This window comes from Alsobacter soli (assembly GCF_003004785.1).
GTDB lineage: Bacteria > Pseudomonadota > Alphaproteobacteria > Rhizobiales > Beijerinckiaceae > Alsobacter > Alsobacter soli.
The window spans coordinates 94,149-116,938 of record NZ_PVZS01000001.1 but is presented as its reverse complement, the minus strand read 5'-3'; the positions used below and the strand labels follow the sequence as shown (position 1 = coordinate 116,938).

At 70.1% G+C, this 22,790-nt stretch carries 19 protein-coding genes; 11 read left to right on the top strand and 8 right to left on the bottom strand.

All coding sequences use genetic code 11. From position 1 onward, the window contains the following. Positions 1-128 precede the first annotated feature (128 nt). From SLNSH_RS00555 to betA, 6 genes are all read left to right on the top strand, one after another. Positions 129-713 (top strand): DUF1134 domain-containing protein, encoded by a 585-nt coding sequence (locus SLNSH_RS00555; RefSeq protein ID WP_106334696.1) that lies wholly within the window; start codon positions 129-131, stop codon positions 711-713. 121 nt (positions 714-834) lie between these two features. Continuing rightward, positions 835-1,905: a coiled-coil domain-containing protein gene (locus SLNSH_RS00550; RefSeq protein ID WP_146140141.1), complete on the top strand. Its 1,071-nt coding sequence runs from the start codon at positions 835-837 to the stop codon at positions 1,903-1,905. A 97-nt stretch (positions 1,906-2,002) separates the two neighbouring features. Then, positions 2,003-3,055, top strand: coding sequence for a GlxA family transcriptional regulator (locus tag SLNSH_RS00545; RefSeq protein WP_245421920.1), 1,053 nt, complete (start codon positions 2,003-2,005; stop codon positions 3,053-3,055). Next, complete coding sequence (locus SLNSH_RS00540) at positions 3,052-3,456, top strand: GFA family protein (RefSeq protein WP_106334694.1); 405 nt, start codon at positions 3,052-3,054, stop codon at positions 3,454-3,456. The genes SLNSH_RS00545 and SLNSH_RS00540 overlap by 4 nt, the downstream gene beginning before the upstream one ends. A 393-nt stretch (positions 3,457-3,849) precedes the next feature. Further along, positions 3,850-5,535 (top strand): formate--tetrahydrofolate ligase, encoded by a 1,686-nt coding sequence (locus tag SLNSH_RS00535; protein ID WP_106334887.1) that lies wholly within the window; start codon positions 3,850-3,852, stop codon positions 5,533-5,535. A 141-nt stretch (positions 5,536-5,676) separates the two neighbouring features. Continuing rightward, a complete protein-coding gene (gene betA, locus SLNSH_RS00530) occupies positions 5,677-7,344 on the top strand; it encodes a choline dehydrogenase (protein ID WP_106334693.1) in 1,668 nt (555 codons plus the stop codon). Positions 7,345-7,493: 149 nt separating this feature from the next. On the opposite strand, the gene choV is transcribed toward betA, so the two are convergent. The 4 genes from choV to SLNSH_RS00510 form a co-directional block, all read right to left on the bottom strand. Next, entirely contained in the window at positions 7,494-8,693 is a 1,200-nt protein-coding gene (gene choV / locus SLNSH_RS00525; protein WP_106334692.1) for a choline ABC transporter ATP-binding protein, read from the bottom strand. Then, entirely contained in the window at positions 8,690-9,541 is an 852-nt protein-coding gene (gene choW / locus SLNSH_RS00520) for a choline ABC transporter permease subunit (protein WP_106334691.1), read from the bottom strand. The genes choV and choW overlap by 4 nt, the downstream gene beginning before the upstream one ends. A 151-nt stretch (positions 9,542-9,692) precedes the next feature. After that, entirely contained in the window at positions 9,693-10,649 is a 957-nt protein-coding gene (locus SLNSH_RS00515) for a choline ABC transporter substrate-binding protein (protein WP_106334690.1), read from the bottom strand. 225 nt (positions 10,650-10,874) lie between these two features. Then, positions 10,875-12,419, bottom strand: coding sequence for a trimethylamine methyltransferase family protein (locus SLNSH_RS00510; protein ID WP_106334689.1), 1,545 nt, complete (start codon positions 12,417-12,419; stop codon positions 10,875-10,877). Between the two features lie 411 nt (positions 12,420-12,830). Here SLNSH_RS00510 and SLNSH_RS00505 point away from each other — a divergent pair, with 411 nt between their 5' ends. From SLNSH_RS00505 to SLNSH_RS00490, 4 genes are all read left to right on the top strand, one after another. Next, positions 12,831-15,341: a GcvT family protein gene (locus tag SLNSH_RS00505; RefSeq protein ID WP_106334688.1), complete on the top strand. Its 2,511-nt coding sequence runs from the start codon at positions 12,831-12,833 to the stop codon at positions 15,339-15,341. Between the two features lie 316 nt (positions 15,342-15,657). Further along, positions 15,658-17,682, top strand: coding sequence for a hydantoinase/oxoprolinase N-terminal domain-containing protein (locus SLNSH_RS25530; RefSeq protein ID WP_106334687.1), 2,025 nt, complete (start codon positions 15,658-15,660; stop codon positions 17,680-17,682). A gap of 33 nt (positions 17,683-17,715) precedes the next feature. After that, positions 17,716-18,864, top strand: coding sequence for an iron-containing alcohol dehydrogenase (locus SLNSH_RS00495; RefSeq protein WP_106334686.1), 1,149 nt, complete (start codon positions 17,716-17,718; stop codon positions 18,862-18,864). Between the two features lie 8 nt (positions 18,865-18,872). After that, positions 18,873-19,982, top strand: a complete 1,110-nt coding sequence (locus SLNSH_RS00490; RefSeq protein ID WP_106334685.1) for a mandelate racemase/muconate lactonizing enzyme family protein — start codon at positions 18,873-18,875, stop codon at positions 19,980-19,982. A gap of 126 nt (positions 19,983-20,108) precedes the next feature. Here the strand turns inward: SLNSH_RS00490 and minE are convergent, their stop codons facing one another. The 3 genes from minE to minC all read right to left on the bottom strand — a co-directional run bounded on the left by minE (position 20,109) and on the right by minC (position 21,982). After that, entirely contained in the window at positions 20,109-20,381 is a 273-nt protein-coding gene (gene minE / locus SLNSH_RS00485; protein ID WP_106334684.1) for a cell division topological specificity factor MinE, read from the bottom strand. Then, positions 20,378-21,193 carry a septum site-determining protein MinD gene (gene minD, locus SLNSH_RS00480; protein ID WP_106334683.1) on the bottom strand — a complete coding sequence of 272 codons (816 nt, stop codon included), beginning with the start codon at positions 21,191-21,193 and terminating at the stop codon, positions 20,378-20,380. The genes minE and minD overlap by 4 nt, the downstream gene beginning before the upstream one ends. Before the next feature lie 75 nt (positions 21,194-21,268). Continuing rightward, positions 21,269-21,982, bottom strand: a complete 714-nt coding sequence (minC, locus tag SLNSH_RS00475) for a septum site-determining protein MinC (protein WP_196240190.1) — start codon at positions 21,980-21,982, stop codon at positions 21,269-21,271. A 184-nt stretch (positions 21,983-22,166) separates the two neighbouring features. Here minC and SLNSH_RS00470 point away from each other — a divergent pair, with 184 nt between their 5' ends. Continuing rightward, positions 22,167-22,460, top strand: a complete 294-nt coding sequence (locus SLNSH_RS00470) for a hypothetical protein (protein ID WP_106334681.1) — start codon at positions 22,167-22,169, stop codon at positions 22,458-22,460. Positions 22,461-22,487: 27 nt separating this feature from the next. Here the strand turns inward: SLNSH_RS00470 and SLNSH_RS00465 are convergent, their stop codons facing one another. Further along, entirely contained in the window at positions 22,488-22,721 is a 234-nt protein-coding gene (locus SLNSH_RS00465) for a hypothetical protein (protein ID WP_106334680.1), read from the bottom strand. Positions 22,722-22,790 lie beyond the last annotated feature (69 nt).

The window sequence follows — 22,790 nt, the reverse complement described above, 5'->3', positions numbered from 1 at the left end:
TCTAACATGTGGGTGATTCGATCCATGCGGCCGTCCGGCCGCATCTAGCACGACGGCGCTTGCGGTTGGGTTGACGCGGTCCTTGGCGGCCGGTCGCTCGACCCCTGCGCGCGAAGCGGAGGAGCTTCATGACATCCAGCATGCGCCTTCTGGCCCGTGCCGCCCTCGTCATCCTCGCCCTGGTCTCGGCCGATACGGCCTTCGCCCAGTATCGCCACAGCCCTCCGCCCAGCACCTATTCGTCGGACGAGCTGGTCAACTCCGGCCACCGCTTCTTCGGCAACGTCAGCCGCGGGCTGGCGCTGACCATCGAGGAAGCGACGCGGCGCTGGGGCCAGCCGAACGGCTACATCCTCGGCCAGGAGGGCGGGGCGGCGTTCGTGGGCGGCCTGCGCTATGGCGAAGGCGTGCTCTACACGCGGAACGCCGGCGACCGTCGCGTGTTCTGGCAGGGGCCGTCTTTCGGCTTCGACTTCGGCGGACAGGGCGCGCGCACGATGATGCTGGTCTACAACATGCCGTCCACGGAGGCGCTGTTCCAGCGCTTCGGCGGAGTGGACGGCTCGGCCTATTTCGTCGGAGGCTTCGGGATGACCGCGCTGGTGGCGGACCAGATGGTGGTCGTGCCGATCAGCGCGGGCGTCGGCGCCCGGCTCGGGGTCAATGTCGGCTATCTCAAGTTCACGCCCAACGCGACGTGGAACCCGTTCTGACGCCCTTGCGGCGCCTTGGCGCTCACCGGATGCGCGTTCCGGGTTGGAAACATCGCCCGAGGCGTGCCATGCTCGCGGGCGACAGTGATCGGAGAGGCCCCCGGCGGTGATCGAAACGGGCATGATCTTCGCCCTGGGCTTCCTCGCGGCGGCCCTGCTGGCGATCCTGGTGTTGCCCGCGCTATCCCGGCGGGCCGAGCGGCTCGCGCGGCGGCGCGTGGAGGCGCGGCTTCCCCTGTCCATGGCGGAGATCGCGGCGGAGCGCGACCACCTCCGCGCCGAAATGGCCGTGGAGGCGCGGCGCGTCGAGATGCGCGCCGAGGCGGCGGCGCGGGCGCATGCGGAGGACATGGCGGAGCTCGGCCGCAGGGCCGTGCGCATCGCCGACCTGCAGGCGGAGGTCGACGCGCGGGCGCAGGCCATCGCTGGGCTGGAGGCCGATCTCGCGGCGACGCGCGCCTCGCTGGAGGCGGCGTCCGCCAATCTCGAGGCCGCCACCGGGCAGCTCAAGGCTGGCGGCGAGGACCTTGCGGCGCGGCGCGGGGAACTGGAGGCGCTGCAGCGCGAGCACGCGGCGCTCCAGGAGCTCTCGGAGGAGCGGCGGCTCGTCATCTCCACGCTGGAGACCTCCCTGGAAAGCTTCAAGGCGCGCCTCGCCGACGCGGAGCGCGGGCTGGCTCAGGCGCGGGTCGAGGTGGCCGAGCGCGACGCGCGGCTCAGCGAGCTGGAGTCCCGGCGGGCGGCGCTGGACGAGCGCGCGCAGGCGCTCGCGCAGGAGCGCGACGAGCGCGACCGGCTGGTCGAGACGCTGCGCGCGGAGGCGCGGCAGGGCGCCGAGGCGACGGCGGCGCTGCGCGGGGATCTCGACCAGGCCAAGGCCAGGCTGGAGGCCGAGTCGCTGCGGGCCGAGGCGGCGCTCGCAGCCGCGGAGCGCGTCCATGCGGTCGACATCGCCGCGGTGTCTGACCGGGCGGAGCTGGTCGAGAAGCTGCGGAGCGAAAAGGCCGCGGCGGACACGGCGCTCGAGGCGGCGCGGGCGGATCGGCGCGCGCTACAGCAGGAATTGGAGACGCTGCGGCGCGGGCCGGAGGGGCCGGCCGGCGAGGGCGAGGCCCAGCCCCGGCCCGAGCGGCGCCGGGCACGCCTCACGGCTGTCGGATCCGACGCATCCAAGCCGGCCGCGTCGGGCTGACGCCACTCAGAAACCTGCATCGACTGTTCCCCGGGCGACATGAAATGTCGCCAAACGATAGGCCGCGTGCTTCAATCAGGCGGAAGCTGAGGCCGTGATGTCGCTGAGGGGAAACGTCACGATGTTCCGCACGCCTGGTTTGTCGCCGTCTGGCGAAGCCCCGCCCGCGCCCGCATCGGCGCCGTCCACGGTCGGAACGCCCGACAGCGTCCACACCTTCGGCTTCCTGATGACGCCGGATTTCTCCATGATCGCCTTCACGTCGGCGATCGAGCCGCTGCGCCTGGCGAACCGCTGCGCCGGCAGGACGCTCTACGGCTGGCGCATCTTCTCGCCGGACGGCAAACCGGTCACGGCTTCGAACGGCGTCAGCATCGCGGCGGACGGCAGCTACCACGACGTCGGGCCCATGCCGGCCGTGGTAGTGTGCTCCGGCCTCGACGTGCATCGTTTCGACCACCGGGAGCTCATCTCCAAGCTGCGGACGCTCGCCTTCTACGGCGTGCAGATCGGCGCCGTGTGCACGGGCACCTACGTGCTCGCCAAGGCCGGGCTGCTGGCCGGCCGCCGATGCACAATCCATTGGGAGAACCACGACAGCTTCCGGGAGGAGTTCGCCGACATCGACGTGACGCAGGAGCTGTTCGAGATCGACCGCAACCGCTTCACCTGCGCGGGCGGCACCGCCGCGATCGACATGATGCTGTCGATGATCGCCAAGCAGAAGGGGCCGGAGATCGCCGCTCAGGTCACGGACCAGCTCATTCACCACCGGCAGCGCGACGCGCACGAGCGGCAGCGGATGGAACTGCGGGCGCGCCTCGGCGTGGCGCATCCCAAGCTGCTGGCGGTGGTGTCCGAGATGGAGAAGAGCCTGGAGACGCCGCTCTCCTGCGCCGAGCTCGCCGACGAGGTGGGGCTGTCGACGCGCCAGCTCGAGCGGCTTTTCCGCAAGTACATCGGCGAGGCGCCCACGAAGTACTACCTGGGCCTGCGCCTCAATCGGGCGCGGTTCCTGCTGCGCCAGACGTCCATGCCGATCCTCACCATCGGGCTCGCCTGCGGCTTCGTCTCGGCCTCGCACTTCTCCAAGTGCTACAGCGAGCATTTCGGCCGCACGCCCTCGCACGAGCGGCGGGGCCTGCAGTGAGTGGATCCGAGAGGACGACAGGCTCCTGCCTGTGCGGCGGCGTCGCCTTCGCGGTCCACGGGCCCCTGCGGGACATCGTGGCCTGCCACTGCAGCCAATGCCGCAAGACCTCCGGCAACTTCGTAGCGGCGAGCCGGGCGAAGACCGCCGACATCGCCTTCAGCGCCGACGGCACGCTCGCCTGGTATCGATCTTCCGACACGGCCGAGCGCGGCTTCTGCAGCCGTTGCGGCGGCAACCTGTTCTGGCGCCCCACCGCCGGCGATACCACGAGCATCATGGCCGGGGCCCTCGATCCGCCCACGGGGCTGCTCATCCGCGAGCACATCTTCTGCGCCGACAAATCGGACTTCTACGAGATCACGGACGGGAAGCCCTGTTCCGCGGGGGACGACGAGTAGGCCGTCGCGCGAAATCAAAGGTCCCGCGCGTCACCCCCGGCGGCCTGCGCATCAGGCCGGGGGAGGGGATCCAGGAGGACCGGGCGTTCGGCCTGGATCCCCTTCCCCTCCGCCGCCTGCGCGGCTCCGGCCGGGGATGACGGAGGCTTATGCGTGGCCGGCTCGCTTTGATGCATTGAATCGGCCCCCCTGGATTGCTTCGCTGCGCTCGCAAGGACGGGAGAGGTGTGGGTGCGAGCGCTCATCGTGTCCGGTCAGGGGCGGCGCGTCCGGCGCGAAGCGCGCGACGGTTTTTGGCCAGAAGGAGGCGCATCGGCTCACGGCGGGGCGACATCGGCCCTCCAGAATGCTGTCCCGGAGCCGCCCGCATGAGGCGGCCGCGGGGGACGCATGATGGCCTCAGACCTCGAGATCGCCCGGGCGGCGAAGCTTCGGCCGATCGAAGCGATCGGCGAGCGGCTCGGCATTCCGGCGGATGCGCTGCATCCTTACGGACGGCACATCGGCAAGGTCGGCTTCGACTTCATCGAGAGCCTGGAGGGACGCCCTGACGGCAAGCTGATCCTGGTCACGGCCATCAGCCCGACGCCTGCGGGCGAGGGCAAGACGACCACGACGGTCGGCTTGGGGGACGGGCTCAACCGCATCGGCCGCAAGGCGATGATCTGCATCCGGGAACCTTCGCTCGGCCCCTGCTTCGGCATGAAGGGCGGCGCGGCCGGCGGGGGCTACGCCCAGGTCGTGCCCATGGAGCAGATCAACCTGCATTTCACGGGCGACTTCCACGCCATCACGGCGGCCAACAACCTGCTCGCCGCTTTGATCGACAATCATGTGTACTGGGGCAACGAGCTCGGCCTCGACCCGCGGCGCATCAACTGGCGGCGCGTGCTGGACATGAACGACCGCGCGCTGCGCGAGATCGTCTCCTCGCTCGGCGGCGTTGCGAACGGCTTTCCGCGCGAGGACGGCTTCGACATCACGGTCGCGTCCGAAGTCATGGCCATCTTCTGCCTGGCGCGCGACCTCAGGGATCTGGAGGAGCGGCTCGGGCGCATCATCGTGGGCTACACCCGCGACAAGACGGCGGTCACGGCGGCAGCGCTGAAAGCCGCCGGCGCCATGACCGTTCTGCTGAAGGATGCGCTGCAGCCCAACCTGGTGCAAACGCTGGAAGGCTCGCCGGCCTTCGTGCATGGCGGGCCTTTCGCCAACATCGCGCATGGCTGCAACTCTGTGGTGGCGACGCGCACGGCGTTGAAGCTCGCCGACTACGTGGTCACCGAGGCTGGCTTCGGGGCGGACCTCGGGGCGGAGAAGTTCTTCGACATCAAATGCCGCAAGGCCGGGCTCACGCCGGCCGCGGCCGTGGTGGTCGCGACGGTCCGGGCGCTTAAGATGCATGGCGGCGTGCCGAAGGACCAGCTCGGGCCCGAGAACCTGGAGGCCGTGCGCAAGGGGCTCGCGAACCTGGCCCGGCATGTGGGCAATGTCGGCAAGTTCGGCGTCCCGACGATCGTCGCCATCAACCGCTTCCATGCGGACACGGAAGCCGAGCACCGGCTCATCCAGGAGTTCTGCGCTTCGCAACTCGGGGTGGACGCGGTGATCTGCAACCACTGGGCCGAGGGTTCGCACGGCGTCACGGAACTGGCCGAACGGGTGGTGGGCCTGGCGGAGAGCCGCCGGCGGCTGGACGGACACGGCTTCCACCCGCTCTATGCGGACGAGCTGCCGCTTTGGGACAAGATGAAGCTGATCGCGACGGAGATCTACGGAGCCTCCGACATCATCGCCGACCAATCGGTTCGCAACCAGTTCCGCGACCTGCAGGCGGCGGGCTTCGGCAACCTGCCAATCTGCGTGGCGAAGACCCAGTACTCCTTCTCGACGGACCCGAACCTGCGTGGCGCCCCGAGCGGGCACGTGGTTCCGATCCGCGAGATCCGGCTGCGGGCGGGCGCGGGGTTCCTGGTGGTGATCTGCGGTGAGATCATGACGATGCCGGGCCTGCCGCGGGTTCCGTCCGCCGAGCAGATCCGGCTCGATCGCGATGGTCAGATCGAGGGCTTGTCGTAGTGGCGCGCCTGATGAAGCGGCGTCGCGCAGTTCGCCAATTGAGCCGTCATTGCGAGCGCAGCGAAGCAATCCAGATGCCGCCAGACGCCCCTGGATTGCTTCGTCGCTTCGCTCCTCGCAATGACGGCGAGCGAGCGGACCATGCCTGACAGCTTCGACTACGTCATCGTGGGCGCGGGCTCGGCCGGGTGCGTCATCGCCAACCGGCTGACGGAGGACCCCTCCGTGACCGTCGCCGTGCTGGAGGCGGGCGGAAACGACTGGTCGCCGTTCATCCAGATGCCGAGCGCGTTGTCGATCCCGATGAACTCGGCGAAATACGACTGGCGCTACGAGACGGAGCCGGAGCCGCATCTCAACGGCCGGGTGTTCCACGTGCCGCGCGGCAAGGTGCTGGGCGGGTCGTCGTCCATCAACGGCATGGTCTATGTGCGAGGCAACGCGCAGGACTTCGACGGCTGGGCCGAGCAGGGCGCGAAGGGCTGGGACTACGCGCGGGTGCTGCCCTACTTCCGGCGCGCCGAAACGCGCGAGGAGGGCGGCGACGCCTATCGGGGCTCCGACGGCCCGCTGCACACCAGCTACGGGCCGATGAAGAACCCGCTCTACCGCGCCTTCGTGGATGCGGCGACGCAGGCGGGTTATGCGGAGACGGACGACATCAACGGCTTCCGCCAGGAAGGCTTCGGCCGCATGGACCGAACCATCCACGCGGGCCGGCGGTGGAGCGCCGCCAACGCCTATCTGCGGCCCGCCATGGGGCGGCCCAACCTGCGCGTGATCCCGCGGGCCATGGCCACCCGCGTCATCCTCGAAGGACGGCGGGCCGTGGGCGTCGCCTACAAGCCGGGCGGGGCGTCCTATCCGGAGCAGCAGGTGCGAGCGCGGCGCGAGGTGATCCTGGCGGGAGGCGCCATCAACTCCCCCGTGCTGCTGAAGCTATCGGGCGTGGGCCCCGGGGCCGAGCTGCAGGCGGCGGGCCTTCCGGTGATGCTGGATCTGCCCGGCGTGGGCGAGAACCTGCAGGACCACATGGAATTCTATTTCCAGGTGGAGAGCCGCGAGCCGATCACGCTCTACACGCACATGGGCGCCTGGGCGAAGCTGCTGATCGGCCTGCGCTGGATGGCGTTCAAGGACGGGCTTGGGGCGACCAACCACTTCGAGAGCTGCGGATTCATCCGCAGCCGGGCAGGGGTGCGCTGGCCGGACATCCAGTATCACTTCCTCCCGCTCGCCATCACGTATGACGGCAAGAGCCTGGCGAGCGCCCATGGGTACCAGGCCCATGTGGGGACGATGCGCTCCAGGAGCCGCGGCCATGTGCGGCTGCGCGGGCCGGACCCCTTCGCCAAGCCGGCGATCCGCTTCAACTACATGAGCCATCCCGAGGACTGGGAGGAGATGCGCGCCTGCGTGCGGCTGACGCGCGAGATCTTCGCCCAGAAGGCCTTCGATCCGTATCGCGGGCGGGAGATCCAGCCCGGGGCGGACGCGACCTCGGACGAGGCGATCGACGCCTTCCTGCGGGAGAAGCTGGAGAGCGCCTACCACCCCTGCGGGACGTGCCGCATGGGCGCGGCGGGCGACCCGATGGCGGTGGTGGATCCCGAGTTGCGGGTGATCGGATTGGAGGCGCTGCGGGTCGCCGACACCTCTACGTTCCCGACCATCACCACTGGCAACCTGAACGCGCCGGCCATCATGCTGGGCGAGAAGGCTTCCGACCTGATCCGCGGGCGCGACCCGCTGCCGCCCAGCAACGCGCCGGCTTTCGTGCACCCCGAATGGGAGGCGCGGCAACGGTGATTGTCGCCGTCATCCCCGGCCGGAGCGGCGCAGCCGCGGAGGGGAAGGGGATCCAGGGCAGCACGCGCCGGCGCGCGCGGGACTTATGCCCAAGCGCCTGGATCCCCTTCCGGGACTGCTGCGCAGGCCGCCGGGGATGACGGCGGAGTCTACTCCGCCTCGCTCCTCCGCAGCACGCCCGCGAGGGCGTCGCGGACGCCGATGGCGCCCACGAAGCGGTCGGCGGCGTCGAAGACGGCGACGGGGGCGGCGTTGTGCTGCATGGCGACCATGACGTCGCGCAGTGGCGTGTCCTGGCGGGCCCAGAAGGCGAGGGGGGCGTCCTTCGCCCAGGCCTCGGGATGGCCGAGGCAGTCCTGCCAGCGGGCGGGGGCGCCGTCGCGTTCGGCGGCGGTGACCTTGCGGTCCCCGTCGATCCGGAAGCGCGTCGTGCGGCGGCGGTCGAGCCAGACCCAGCCGTCTCCGGCGGTCTCCAGGTCGCGCGAGTCGCGCATGACGTTGTAGGCGGTGAGCACGCTGAGCGGGTTCACATGGGCGACGAACTCGCGGACGTAGTCGTCCGCGGGGCGCAGCACGATGTCCTCCGGCGCGCCGAACTGGACGATGCGGCCGCTTTCCATGATGGCGATGTGGCGGCCGAGCTTAAGGGCCTCGTCGAGGTCGTGGCTGACGAAGAGGATCGTCTTCTTCAGGTTGCGCTGCAGGTCCAGCAGCTCGTCCTGGAGCTTGGTGCGGATGAGCGGATCGAGCGCCGAGAAGGGCTCGTCCATCAGCAGGATGTCTGCGTCCGTGGCGAAGGCGCGGGCGAGGCCGACGCGCTGCTGCATGCCGCCGGAGAGCTCGTCGGCGTAGCGGTCCGCCCAGGCGTCCAGGGCGACCATCTTCAGCTTCTCGGCCACGATGCGGTCGCGCTCGGCCCTGGGGACACCGCGCAGCTCGAGCCCGAAGCCGACGTTCTCGGCCACCGTGCGCCAGGGCAGCAGGGCGAACTGCTGGAACACCATGGCGACGCTCTTCGTGCGCACGCCGCGTAGCGTGTCGGGGTCGGCGGAGGCGACGTCCACCATGCGGCCGCCGTGGCGCACGAGGACCTCGCCGCGCGTCACCTTGTTGAGGCCGTTCACGGCGCGCAGCAGGGTGGACTTGCCGGAGCCGGACAGGCCCATGAGCACGCAGATCTCGCCCTCCTGCACCTGGAGGCTGGCGCCCGCCACGCCGAGCACCTGGCCGCAGGAGGCCTGGATCTCGGCGCGCGTCCTGCCCTCGTCGAGGAGGCGCAGAGCCTCCTTTGGGCGGTCGCCGAAGATGATGTCGACGTTGCGGAATTCGACGGCGGCGTCGGCGGTCATGGGCGGGGCCGCCTGCGCTCGGGTTGCTTGAACACGCGGTCGAGCACGATGGCCAGGATCACGATGGCGAGCCCGGCCTCGAAGCCCATCGCCACGTTCACCGAGTTCAGGGCGCGCACGACCGGCTTGCCGAGGCCGTCGGCGCCGACCAGGGCGGCGATCACCACCATGGACAGGCTCAGCATGATGCACTGGGTGACGCCGGCCATGATGGTCGGCAGCGCGTAGGGCAGCTCCACCTTCCAGAGCAGCTGGCGCCGGGTGGCGCCGAAGCTTTCGCCGGCCTCGACCAGCTGTTTCGGGACGGAGGACACGCCCAGATAGGTGAGGCGGATCGGCGCCGGAATGGCGAAGATCACGGTGGAGATGAGGCCCGGTACGACGCCAAGTCCGAACAGGATCAGGGTGGGGATCAGGTACACGAAGGTCGGGATGGTCTGCATCAGGTCGAGCACGGGGCGGATGGCCGTGTAGAGCCAGGCCCGGTGCGCGGCCGCGATGCCGATCGGCACGCCGATGACGACGCAGGTGAGCGTGGCGAAGAGCACCAGGGAGAGCGTCTCCATGGTGGGCTTCCAGTAGCCCAGGTTGGCGACGAGCGCGAAGGCCAGCGCGATGAAGAGCGACAGCGCCCAGGAGCGGTGGAGCGCGTAGGCCAGGCCCGCGAAGGCTACGATCAGCAGCAGCGGCGGGCACCACAGCAGCGCGGCGGTGAAGGCCATGGTGACGGCGCCGAGGCCGGCCGAGATGGCGTCGAACACCGCCTGCGCGTGATCGTTCAGCGCGCCGACGGCGGTCTCCATCCACTTGCCGAGGGGGATCTTGGTCCCCGTGAACCAGCGCTCCATGGCTCTTCCTCCGCGGCCTTCATACCCGGCCGGAGCGGCTTAGCCGCGAAAGGGCGGGGATCCAGGGGCGGCCTGGCGCCCGGTCTCCTGGGGCCCTTCCCGGCGCTGCGCGCCGCCGGGGATGACGGCCGGGAGATCCGAACGCGTCTCCTTACTTGATGCCGAGCGAGGCCTTCACGGCAGGCAGGCCGGGCTTGCCGTCGAGCGTGGAGACGTCCTTCAGCCAGGCGTCGAGCACGGCCGGGTGTGCCTTCAGCCAGTCGCCGGCGGCCTTGTCGGCCTCCTGCTTGTCGAACAGGATAGAGCCCATGATCTCGTTCTCCATCTGCAGGGTAAACTTGAGGTTCTTCAGCAGCTGGCCGACATTCGGGCACTCGGCGAGGTAGTTGGCGCGGACATTGGTGTAGATGGTGGCGCCGCCGAGGTTCGGGCCGAAGATGTCGTCGCCGCCCTCCAGGTACTTGATCTGGTACTTGGTGTTCATGGGGTGGGGTTCCCAGCCCAGGAACACGATGGGCTCCTTGCGCTTGGTGGCGCGCTCCACCTGGGCCAGCATGCCCTGCTCGCTCGACTCGACGAGCTCGAAGCCCTTCACGTCGAACTTGTTGTCCTTGATCATGTCGAGGATCAGCCGGTTGCCGTCGTTGCCCGGCTCGATGCCGTAGATCTTGCCGTTCAGCGGCTTCTCGAACTTGACGATGTCGGCGAAGGTTTTGAGCCCGGCCTCATAGGTATAGGCTGGCACAGCCAGCGTGTACTTGGCGCCCTCCAGGTTGACGCCGACGACCTCGACGGACTTGTCGTCCACATAGGGCTTCCGGTCGGCCTCCATGGTGGGCATCCAGTTGCCCAGGAACACGTCGATGTTCTTGTTCTTCATGGACGTGTAGGTGACCGGCACCGAGAGCACCTCGGTCTTGGGCGTGTAGCCCAGGCCCTGCAGCACCAGGGAGGTCGCCGCCGTGGTGGCGGTGATGTCGGTCCAGCCGACGTCGGAGAAGCGCACCGTCTTGCAGGAGGCGGGCTCGGCCGCGGCGGCCAGCGTGGTGGCGGCGAAAAGGGCGGCGAAAAGGGCGGCGAAGGACAAAGCGAGGCGGTCGAAACGCATCGGGTGCTCCAAGTCAGCTTCCCGCCTCAAGCGCGGCGGTGGCGCGCATCGTGGATCACAAAGCCGTCATGGAAAAGGGGTCGGCGGCGATGCGCGAGGCGGCCAAGCCCCACAACCAAAGCGAGAGACTCCGTCCTTGCGAGCGGAGCGAAGCAATCCAGGAGCAGCTGCCGCCGGTCCCTGGATTGCTTCGTCGCTTCGCTCCTTGCAAGGACGGGGGAGCCGTCAATGCGTCGCGTCGGGCATGGAGGCCTTCTTGCGCTCGATGTAGTCGCGCAAGGCCTCGTCCACGCCGGGGTCGATGGGCGGGGCCTCGTATTCGGCCAGCATCTTCTTCCACAGGGCGTTGGCGCGCTGGGGGGCGTCCAGGCGGCCCTCGGCCTCCCACTGCTCCACGGAATTGTTATCGGCGACCGACGACCGGTAGAAGGCCGTCTCGAAGTTGGCCTGGGTGTGGGCGCAGCCCAGGAAGTGGCCGCCGGGAGGAACCTCCCGGAAGGCCTCCATGCCCTGGCCGTTCTCCGAGAGGTCGATGCCCTTGGCCAGCACGTGCATCATGCCGAGCTGGTCGCAGTCCATGACGAACTTCTCGTAGGAGGAGGCGAGCCCGCCTTCCATCCAGCCCGCCGCGTGCAGCACGAAGTTGGCGCCGGCGTGGAGCGTGGGGACGAGTGTCTGGGCGCTCTCGTAGGCCGCCTGGGCGTCGGGAATCTTGGAGGCGCACAGCGAACCGCCGGTGCGGAAGGGCAGGTTGCAGCGGCGCGCCAGCTGCCCGGCGCCGTAGATGGCGAGCGCCGCTTCGGGGGTGCCAAAGGTGGGCGCGCCCGATTGCATGGAGAGGGTCGACACGAAGGTGCCGAAGATCACCGGCGCGCCGGGGCGCACCAGCTGGGTGAAGGACACGCCGGCCAGCACCTCGGCCAGCACCTGCGCCAGCGTGCCGGCCACGGTCACTGGGCTCATCGCGCCGGAAAGGATGAAGGGCGTGATGATGGTCGCCTGGTTGTCGCGGGCGTAGACCTCCGCCGCGCCCAGCATGGTGTTGTCCCACACCATGGGGGAGTTGGCGTTGATGAGGCTGGTGCACACCGTGTTGTTGGCGACGAACTCTTCGCCGAACAGGATCTTCGACAGGTTCACGGTGTCCTGGGCGCGGTCGGGATGGGTGACCGAGCCCATGTAGGCTTTGTCCGAATAGCGCATGTGCGCGTACACCATCTCGAGATGGCGCTTGTTGACCGGGAGGTCGACGGGCTCGCACACGGTGCCGCCGGAGTGGTGCATGAAGGGGCTGGCATAGGCGAGCTTCACGAAGTTTTGGAAGTCCTCGATCGTGCCGTAGCGCCGGCCCTTGTCGAGGTCGTGCACGAAGGGCGAACCGTAGACCGGGGCGAAGACGGTGTCCTTGCCGCCGATATGGACGCTGCGCTCCGGGTTGCGGGCGTGCTGCACGTAGTCGCTCGGCGCGGTGGCGATCAGCTTGCGCGCGAGCCCGCGGGGAAAGCGGACGCGCTCGCCCTGGATGTCGCAGCCGGCGTCCTTCAGCAGCTTGAGGGCGGTCGGATAATCGCGGAACTCGATGCCGACCTCCGCCAGGATGGTCTCGGCGTTGCGCTCGATGATCTCCAAGCCTTCGGCCGACAGGATGTCGGCCACCGGGATGTTGCGGCTGATGTAGGGAACCGACACGGCCGCGCGCTGGGCCCGGGCGGCGCGACGGGCCTCGCGACCGCGCCTCGCCTCGCGGGGAGATTGAGCCTCGTCGTTCATGCCGTTCCTCGCCTGTGCAAGGTTCGCCGGGGGGCGGAACCATCTTTGCGGCAGGCTAGGCGCGGGATGCGACACGGCCTCACGCATGTGCGGCGCAGACTTGTCCGGCGGCGACCGCCTCGTCGCTCCCCTGCAGGGGAGGGTGGACGGCGCACAGCGCCGGACGGGAGGGGCCTTCCCCAGCGCTCCGCACCCACCGCCTTCGGCGGTTCCCCCTCCCCTCAGGGGAGGGACCGCCCCGGCGAGACGGCTCAGACTACAAGCGGCGCGGAGACCGAACGCGCCATCCTCCATGACGCGCATCCGACAGTCGGGGTCGGGGGGCGGTGAGCCTTGCGGGCCCCGCGCCTTGACAGTCGCGCTTATTCGCCGGCCTCTGGCCGGCAGCAGCGGCTTCGAGGGGACTGCATCATGAAAACACACGCGCGCGTGGTCGTGATCGGCGGCGGCGTGGTGGGCGTGTCGACGCTCTATCACCTGGCCCGCAAGGGCTGGTCCGACGTGGTCCTCATGGAGCGCAAGGAGCTGACCTCGGGCTCCACCTGGCACGCCGCCGGCCTGCTGCCGCTGTTCAACATGAGCTACTCGGTGGGCCAGATCCACAAGTACTCGGTGGCGCTCTATAAGACGCTGGAGGAGGAGACGGGTCAGCATGTCGGCCTCAGGCAGGTCTCCAACATTCGCCTCGCCCGCACGAAGGCGCGGTGGGACGAGTTCATGTACTACGCCGGCGTCGCCAAGACGATCGGCGTCGACGTGCGGGTGCTGACCCCGGCGCAGGTGAAGGCGATCTGGCCCCTCTGCGAGACGGACGGCATCCTGGGCGCCATCCAGCATCCCGAGGACGGCTACGTCCAGCCGGCCGATCTCACCCAGGCCCTGGCCAAGGGCGCCCGGAGCCGCGGCGCCGAGATCTACCGCTACACCACCGTGCTCGGGATCGAGCAAACGCCGACGGGCGAGTGGCTGGTGAAGACCGACAAGGGCGACATCACCTGCGAGCACGTGGTCTCCGCCTCGGGCAACTTCGCCCGCAAGACCGGCCAGATGGTCGGCCTCGACGTGCCGGTGATCCCGGTCGAGCACCAGTACATCGTGACGGAGCCGCACCCGGCCATCCAGGAGCGGCGCCGCCAGGGCCTGCCCGAGATGGGCGTCCTGCGGGAGAGCGACTCGTCCTGGTACATGCGCGAGGAGGCCGGCGGCCTGCTACTTGGCCCCTACGAGGTCGGCGCGCCCTGCTGCTATGTGGACGGCCCGGACGCGCAGAGCGAATACGAGCTGTTCCAGGAGGACCTCGACCGGCTCGCGCCGCACATCGAGACGGCCATCGCCCGCGTGCCCGCCTTCGGCGAGGTCGGCATCAAGAAGGTCTACAACGGCGCCATCGCCTACACGCCGGACGGCAGCCCCATCGTGGGCCCGGCCTGGGGCCTCAGGAACTTCTGGCTGAACGAGGGCCATTCCTTCGGCGTGACGGCGGCCGGCGGCGCCGGATGGCAGCTGGCGGAATGGATCGTGGAGGGAGAGCCCTCCATCGACATGATGGGCGTCGACCCGCGGCGCTTCGGCCCCTACGCCTCGCGGGGCTACCTGCGCGAAAAGAACGAGGAGGCCTACGCCAACGTCTTCACGACCCACTACCCGGACGAGGAGCGCGCCGCCGCGCGGCCGCTGCGCCAGACCCCCTGCTATGACCGGATGAAGGCGCTGGGCGCGGTGTTCGGCTCCGTGTTCGGCTGGGAGCGCCCCGGCTGGTTCGCGCCTCCCGGCTACGAGGTTCCGGCGAACGAGCTCAACACGGACGACGTGCTGCTCAACGAGAACCACGCGCCGGCCGCCTCAGACGGCAAGGTGAAGGAGCGCTGGAGCTTCCGCCGCTCCAACTCCTTCCCCTTCGTCGGCGAGGAATGCCGCAACGTGATGGAGAATGTCGGCCTGCAGGACATGTCGGCCTTCGCCAAGTACGAGGTGCGCGGCCCCGGCGCCGAGGCGTGGCTCGACTCGATCCTGGCCAACCGCATCCCGAAGAAGATCGGACGCCTGGCGCTCACGCACTTGCTGTCGCAGAACGGCGGCGTGCGCTGCGAGTTCACGGTGTTCCGCGACGGGCCGCAGAGCTTCTACCTGGTCGGCGCCGGCGCGTACGAGCGGCACGACTGGGATTACCTACAGAGGCTGAAGCCCCGGGACGGCTCGGTGGAACTGCAGAAGGTCACCACCCAGTACGGCGTGCTGGTGCTGGCCGGGCCACGCTCGCGCGAGGTCCTGCAGACGCTCACGGACACGGACCTGGGCAACGCCAATTTCCCCTGGCTCTCCGGGCAAAACATCTCGGTCGGCGCGGCCACCGCGCGGGCGCTGCGCGTCAACTTCGTGGGCGAGCTCGGGTGGGAGCTGCATCACCCGATCGAGATGCAGAACTACATCTTCGACAAGCTCATGGCCGCCGGGAAGCCGTTCGGCATTCGGCCCTTCGGCATCAAGGCCATGGACAGCCTGAGGCTGGAGAAGAGCTACCGCCTCATCCCGCGCGAGCTGTCCATCGAGTACGCGGCGCTGGAGTCGGGGCTCGACCGCTTCGTGCATCCGAACAAGGGGCAGTTCCTGGGCCGCGACGCCCTGGTCGCCTGGCGCGAGAAGGGGTTCAAGAACCGGTTCGTCACCCTGGACGTGCACGGGGTGACGGACGCCGACGCGCGCGGGTCCGAGCCGCTGTGGCTCAACGGCGAGCTGATCGGCCGCTCCACCTCGGGCGGCTATGGCTGGCGCATCGGCAAGTCCCTGGCGCTCGGCATGGTGCGGCCGGACCTGGGCGAGATCGGCCAGGAGCTGGAGATCACGATCCTGGGCCAAAACCACCGCTGCACGGTGATCGAGGAGAGCCCGTTCGACCCGAACAACGAGCGGCTGAGGGCGTGACCATCCCTCTCGATCGTCATTGCGAGGAGCGCAGCGACGAAGCAATCCAGGACCGGCGGGGCTGGCTTGCGCCAAAGCGAGCCCGGCGGCCCCTGGATTGCTTCGCTGCGCTCGCAATGACGAAGGATGCCCGGGCGCATGGCGCCAGCTTCCCCTTGAGGGGGGAGGTCGGATCGGGGAGGGATCCGGGAGGGGGTGGCTGGCGCGCGCCCTTGCAGGCCATTGAGGCCCGCGCCGGACATCACCCCACCCCGCCATTTCGCGGCGACCCTCCCCCTCCAGGGGAGGGTGGGGCCTGCGCTTCACGAGGTTGTTCATGAGCCGCCTGGTCGTCGGCATCGACACGGGCGGGACCTACACGGACGCCGTGGTGGTGGCGGCGGGCGCGCGGCGGGTGCTCGCCAAGGCGAAGGCGCTGACCACGCGCGGAGACCTCGCCATCGGGGTGGGCGAGGCGCTCGACCGGGTTCTGGCGGAGGCCGGGGAGGGGCGGCCTGGCGGCTTGACGGGCGCGGACATCGCGCTGGTGTCGCTCTCCACCACCCTCGCCACCAACGCCATCGTGGAGGGGCACGGCTCGCCCGTGGCGGCCGTGCTGATCGGCTTCGACGAGGCCATGGCGGAGCGCACCGAGATCGCTAAGGCGCTGCCGGGCACGCGCATCCTGCGGGTCGCAGGCGGGCACGACCATGGCGGCGGCGAAGCGGCGGCGCTCGACGTGGCTGCCATAGAGGCCTTCCTCCGGGAGACCGGCCCGGCCGTGGGCGCCTATGCGGTCGCGTCGCAGTGGTCCGTGCGCAACCCGGCGCACGAGCGGCGGGCGCGGGAGATGGTGGAGCGGATCACCGGCCGGCCCGTGACGCTTTCCAGCGAGCTGGCGCACGCGCTTGACGCGCCGCGCCGGGCGCTCACGGCGGCGCTGAACGCGCGCATCATCTCGGCCATCACGGCGCTGATCGCGGCGGTGCGGGCCGCCATGGCCCGGCACGGGATCGCGGCGCCCCTCATGGTGGTGAAGGGCGACGGGACGCTGGCGTCGGCCGAGGCCGTCGCGCTGCGGCCGATCGAAACCATCCTGTCCGGCCCGGCGGCCAGCGTGATCGGGGCTAAGTTCCTGTCCGGGCTGTCCGATTTCGTGATCTCGGATGTGGGCGGCACCACGACGGACGTGGCGGTGCTCGAAAACGGCTGGCCGCGGCTCGACCGGGAGGGGGCGCAGGTGGGCGGGCGGCGCACGCTGGTGCGCGCCATCGCGATGCGCACCTTCGGGCTCGGCGGCGACAGCCAGGTGACGATCGACGCCCAGCGCAACAGGGTCGCGCTGCTGCCCAACAAGGTGGTTCCGCTCGCCCTGCTGGCGCACCGGCATCCCGAGGTGATCCTTCGGCTGCAGGCGCAGCTGAACGACTCCCAGGGCGCGCCCTATGCGAGCCAGTTCCTGCTGCGCCCGTTCGGGCGAACGGCGGCGGCGGATGCGCCGGAGCTGTCGGGGCGGGAGCGGGACATCCTCGCGGCGGTGGGGGGCGTGCCGCGCCCCATGGGAGACGTGATCCACGGGCCCATGCAGGTCAAGGCGCTGGCGCGGCTGGTCGGCATGGGGCTTGTGGCGGCAGCAGGCTTCACGCCGAGCGACGCCGCCCATGTGCTTGGCTTGCAGGGGCAGTGGTCGGCGGAGGGAGCGCGGCTGGGCGCGCTCGTGCTGGAGCGGCGGCTTCGCATGGCGGGGCCGCTTGCGCCGGCGGAAGCCGACGCGGCGGCGCGGCGCTTCGCCCAGGAGGTGTTCGACGCCATGGCGGCCAAGTCCGCGCGCGTGGTCATCGAGGCGCTGGCGGGCGAGGCGATGGACGGGGAAGCGGCCGGGCTTCTCGAAGCCGTGACCAGCGGGAAGGGCCGCTGGCGCAGCCTGCGCGTGGCCTTGGGGCCCACCGCGCCGGTGGTGGCCGTGGGCGGCCCGGCGCCGGTGTTCTACCCGGAGGTCGGCCGTCGTCTGGGAAGCGAGGTCGTGCTGCTGGAGCATGGCGACGTCGCCAACGCGATCGGGGCGGCCGTTGGCGTCGTGAAGGCGCAGGCCATCGTGGACGTGTCATCGTCGGGCGTGGGCGCGTACCGCATCCATGCGGAGGGCGATCCGATCCCGGTGGCGGATCCGACGGAGGCCCTGGCGCGGGCCCGCGCAATCGCGGTGGAGCAGGCCCGGGCCCGGGCGCTCGCCATGGGGGGCGTTGCGCCGGACGTGGACGTGCATGTGGACCGGGTGGACCTTCCGGACATGGAGGGCGACCGCGGGCTCGTGGCCGCCACCGTGATCGCCGAGTGCTGGGGGACGCCGCAGGCCGGGTAAGTTTGCAACCGCAGCGCGCCGGAGGGGGAGACGATGGTCGCGACGCTCGATCGCATTCCGACGATGATCCAGGGAGAGGGCGCGCTGGCCCAGGTCGGCGCGCAGGCGGCCGAGCTGGCCGGGCCAAGCGCCGCCGTGTTGCTGGTGGCGGACCCCGGCCTGAAGGCCTCCGGGCTCGTGGACGAGGCGCTCGCGGCCCTGCGCGCCGGCGGCGTGGCGCCCGTGCTGTTCAGCGACATCAAGAGCGACCCGACGGCCGCCCAGGTGGACGCCGGGGCGGCGCTGGCGCGGGAGGCGGGCGCCAGGGCTGTCGTGGCGCTCGGGGGCGGCTCCGCCATGGACGCGGGCAAGCTGATCGCCGCCGTCGCGGGCTCGCCGGCCCCGGCCATGACCTACGCGCTGTGCGCCGCCCCGCTGCCGGCAGGCGCGCTGCCGAAGATCTGCGTGCCGACCACGGCTGGCACGGGCTCGGAGACCACGCGCGTGTCGGTCATCACCGGGCCTGACGGCTCCAAGCAGTGGTTCTGGGGCGACGCCCTGAAAGCGGAACGGGTGGTGCTCGACCCGGCGCTGACAGTCGGCCTTCCGGCCCACCTCACGGCCGCGACCGGCATCGACGCCCTCGTGCATGCGATCGAGGCCTGCACGAACCGCAACGCGAACCCGGCCAACGACGTCTACGCGCACGCCGCAATCCGGCTTGCGGTTGGCAGCCTGGAAAGGGCAGTAACCCGGCCGGGCGATCTCCACGCGCGCGCGGCCATGCAGCTGGCGGCGGCCTTCGCGGGCGTCGCCATCGACAACGCCGGAACGGCCATCGGCCACAATATAGGGCATGCGCTGGGCTCGCTGCGGCCCATCCATCACGGCCGGGCGGTGGGCTGCGCCATGCTGGCGACGCTGCGGTGGAACGTGGAGGGGGACGACGGCCCGTTCGCGGCGGTGGCGACCGCCATGGGCGAGCCGGCGGAGGCGTCCCGGGTTCCGGCCGCCTTCGAGCGGCTCATGCGGGCGACCGGCGTCGCGATCTCGCTGGCGCAGGAGTTCGAGGGCGTGACCTCGGCCCAGCTGGCCTCCCAGATGCGCCGGCCGGAAAACGAGGCCATGCTGCGCTCGAACCGACGCCCCGTGACGGACGCGGACATCGACGCTTTCGCGGCGGCCGTGCTGAGCCAGAGCTGAGGCGCGCCATGAAGATCACCGGCATCGAGATCACCCACCACCGGCTGCAGTACGACCCGCCGTTCCACGCGAGCTGGGACACGAAGCCCCGCACCGCCTTCGACGCCACGATCGTGCGCGTTCATACGGATGCGGGACTCACCGGCGTCGGCTCCGGCGATCTCATGCTCGGCTTCGCCGGGCACGAGCACCTGTTCGTCGGGCAGGACCCGCTGGCCATCGAGCGGCACCACCGGGTGCTGGACAACATCCAGTTCCACTATGGCAGGTGCTGGCCGCTCGACCTCGCCCTGTGGGACCTCGCCGGCAAGATCACGGGCCAGCCCGTCTACAAGCTGCTCGGCGGGCTCACGGATCGGGTGCGGGCCTACGCCTCCTCGGGCACGCTGCGCGATCCCGGGGCCATGGCGGAGGCGGCGGAGGGCTACCTCGCCCAGGGCTTCCGGGCGATGAAGATCCGCTTCCACCGGGGCGACTGGCGCCGGGACATCGCGGCTCTGGAGGCCGTCCGGGCCCGGGTAGGGGACAGGCTCGAGCTGATGGTTGACTGCAACCAGGGCTGGCGCATGCCGTGGGACACGTATCCCGCATGGTCGCTGAAGGACGCCGTCCCTATCGCCCGGGAGCTGGAGCGGCTCGGAGTCTATTGGATGGAGGAGCCGCTGCACCGGGCCGACCGGGAGGGCATGCGGCGGCTGCGGGAGACGACCGACGTACGCATCGCCGGCGGCGAGATGACGCGGGAGCCCCACGAGTTCCGCGACCTCATCGCGGACGGCTGCCTGGATGTGCTGCAGCCGGACGCGGCTCTGGTGGGCGGCGTCACGGGCCTGCGGCGGGTGGCCACCATGGCGCAGGCCGCCAACCTGGTGTTCACGCCCCACACCTGGACCAACGGCATGGGGGTGACGGCGAACGCGCACCTCGTCTGCGGGCTCACGGAGGGCGTCTACCTGGAATATCCGTACGACCCGCCGGAATGGGGCCTCGACCGGCGCGACTATATGATGGCGGAACCGCTGCGCGTGGACGCGGAGGGCTGGATCGTCCTCCCGGATACGCCCGGGCTGGGTTACGCGCCGGACGAGGACCGGCTCAAGGCGACGCGGGTGGGATGACTCCCTCTCCTTGGCACGGGGAGAGGGCTGGGGTGAGGGGCCGAGGCTCGGCGCCGTGCGCCTATGGCGGCCCCTCATCCGACCCGCTGGCGCTCGGCCACCTTCTCCCATTCCGGGGAGAAGGTCTCACGCCGACAGCGCGACGCGGACCTTGGCCTGGGAGGGGATGTCCACCTCGACCTCCAGGGTCGAGATCGCCTCGCCGCGCTCCATCTTGACGCGGACGTTGTCCGGCTCGACGGGGACGTGCTTGGCGATCACGGCCAGGATCTCCTCGCGGAGCACTCCGACGAGGTCGTTCTGGCCGCCCACGGCGCGCTCGTGGGCGAGCAGGATCTGCAGTCGGTCGCGGGCGACCGGGGCCGAGCCCTTCCGGCTGAAGAACTGGAGGATGCTCATGCCGCCTTCCTCCCGAACAGCATCCCGAAGAAGCTCCGCTTGTTCTGCGGAACCATCATGGTGACGCTCTCGCCCATCAGCCTCTTGGCTGCGTCGGCATAGGCCTTGGCGGGGGCGCTGTTCGGGTTCGAGAGGGTGACCGGGGTGCCGAGGTTGGAGGCCCGCAGGACTTCCTCGCTCTCGGGGATGATGCCCAGCAGCGGGATGGACAGGATTTCGAGGACGTCATCGACCTTGAGCATCTCGCCGCGCTCGGCGCGCCCGGTCTCGTAGCGGGTGAGCAGGAGGTGCTTGTCCATGCGCTCGCCGCGCTCGGCCTTGAGCGTCTTGGAGTCGAGCAGGCCGATGATGCGGTCGCTATCGCGGACGGAGGAGACTTCGGGGTTCGTGACCACGACGGCGACATCCGCATGGCGCATGGCCAGCCAGGCGCCGCGCTCGATGCCGGCCGGGCTGTCGCAGATCACCCAGTCGAACTTGGCGCGGAGTTCCTCCATGACCTTGGCGACGCCCTCCTCGGTGAGCGCGTCCTTGTCGCGCGTCTGGGAGGCGGGCAGCAGGTGGAGCGTGTCGATGCGTTTGTCGCGGATCAGCGCCTGGGAGAGCTTGGCGTCGCCCTGGGTGACGTTGATCAGGTCGTAGACGACCCGGCGCTCGGCCCCCATGACGAGGTCCAGGTTGCGCAGGCCGACGTCGAAATCGACAACCGCGACGTTCTGTCCGGTTTGCGCCAGCGCCGCGCCAAGCGCGGCCGTGGAGGTCGTCTTGCCGACGCCCCCCTTGCCCGAAGTCACGACCAAGACCTTGGCCATTTCCGTACGTCCTCCTCGACTAAAAAGCCCGGATCGGCGGCTTCGGCCGGTGGGCGCAGTTGATATCGGAATGCTTCAGTCCATCGCCGCCATGATGATGGCGTCGCCTTCGAGCCAGGCCTGCACGGCGCGGCTGCGGAGCTCCGGCTTCATGGCGTCCGCCGTCTTGTAAAGGCCGTCGATCGCCACGAGTTCAGCTTCGAACTTCTTGCAGAAGATGCGGGACTTGGCCGCGCCGGTGGTGCCCGCGATGGCGCGGCCGCGCAGCGTGCCGTAGACATGGATGGAGCCGCCAGCGACGATCTCGGCGCCGGAGCCCACCGAGCCCGCGACGATGACGTCGCCCTCGGGATGAATAATCACCTGGCCGGAGCGCACAGCTCCTTCGATCACGAGCGCGTCCCCCTGCTTCCGGGCCACGGCCGGAGCGGGCGCTGCGGCCGCCGCCTGGGCGTCCAGGACATCGGCCACCCCGGTGCTGCGCCCCCCGCTCAGGGACGGCGGCAGGCCGAGCCCGCAGGTGGACGGGTCCGACCCCTCGATGCCCATGAGGCGGACCGAGCGGTCATGCAGGTCCGAGACGAGCTTGGCGAGCGCAGGCTTGTCCAGGCCGAGGCCGGTCACGTCCAGCACCACCGGCCGGCCCACGAAAAAGCCTGGCGACTGGGCGGCCCAGGCGTCGAACTGCTCGAGCCACTGCTCCAGTGGGGCCTCCGGCGCCAGGACCAGCGCCAGGAAGGATCGTCCACGAAAACGGATCGAAGTGCGGGGAGGCGCTGAGATCGACACGGTTAAGATTCCCTTTCCCGATGATCTGAGCGCCGGATGGTTAACGCGCAGTTAAGAACCGTCCCTTAGAGAGACATCTCGTTACACGTGCGCAGAAGCGTGCGCAGACGGCAGCATCGGCAGGCCGCCTCCACATGGCACGCGCGATGCATCGAGCGCTTGGCCGCGATCGAGGGAGGCACACATGATCGAAGACGTGGATCTCGCCTGGCCCCTGCGTTTCCGCTTCGCGCATAGCCGGAAAACGCGCCTCCTGACCACGTTGAAGGACGCGGTCTCGCTCGTGGGGGCCTTGACCGAGGCGGAGCGTCGCAGCCTGCATTGGGCGGCCACGGCCGGCGCGGTTTCGCGCGCGCTGGGGATCCGGCGCGCCAACACGGCCCAGATCGCGACCGAAATGCTCGAGAACGCCCTGGCCGTCGAGGGCTGGCTGATTCTGGACGCGGAAGCGCCGGACCTGGCGGCCTTGCACGCCTAGCCTGGCGGCGCGCCAGGCCCCGGAGGGTCAGTCCGAGCCGGGGTCAGCCTCGCCGTTCTGGTCGCCGTTGGGCAAGGCGCCCGTCCCGGGCGTTTTCTCGCGGTCGGTCAGGTCAGGCCTGGCGTGCGGGCCGGCCGGGGGAACCCTGTCGTCCTCGCGCGACTCCCGTGCGGGATCACGCGCGCCCTCGGGACGGTCGGCCTGGCGCTGGGCGGGAAACTGCTCAGCCCCTTTGCTCGGGTCGGCGCCGGTCGCTGTCATGGAAGCCTCCTTGGCATCGGGAGGAACGGCAGTTGAGCGCAACGGTTCCCTGACCGATTGTTGATGAAT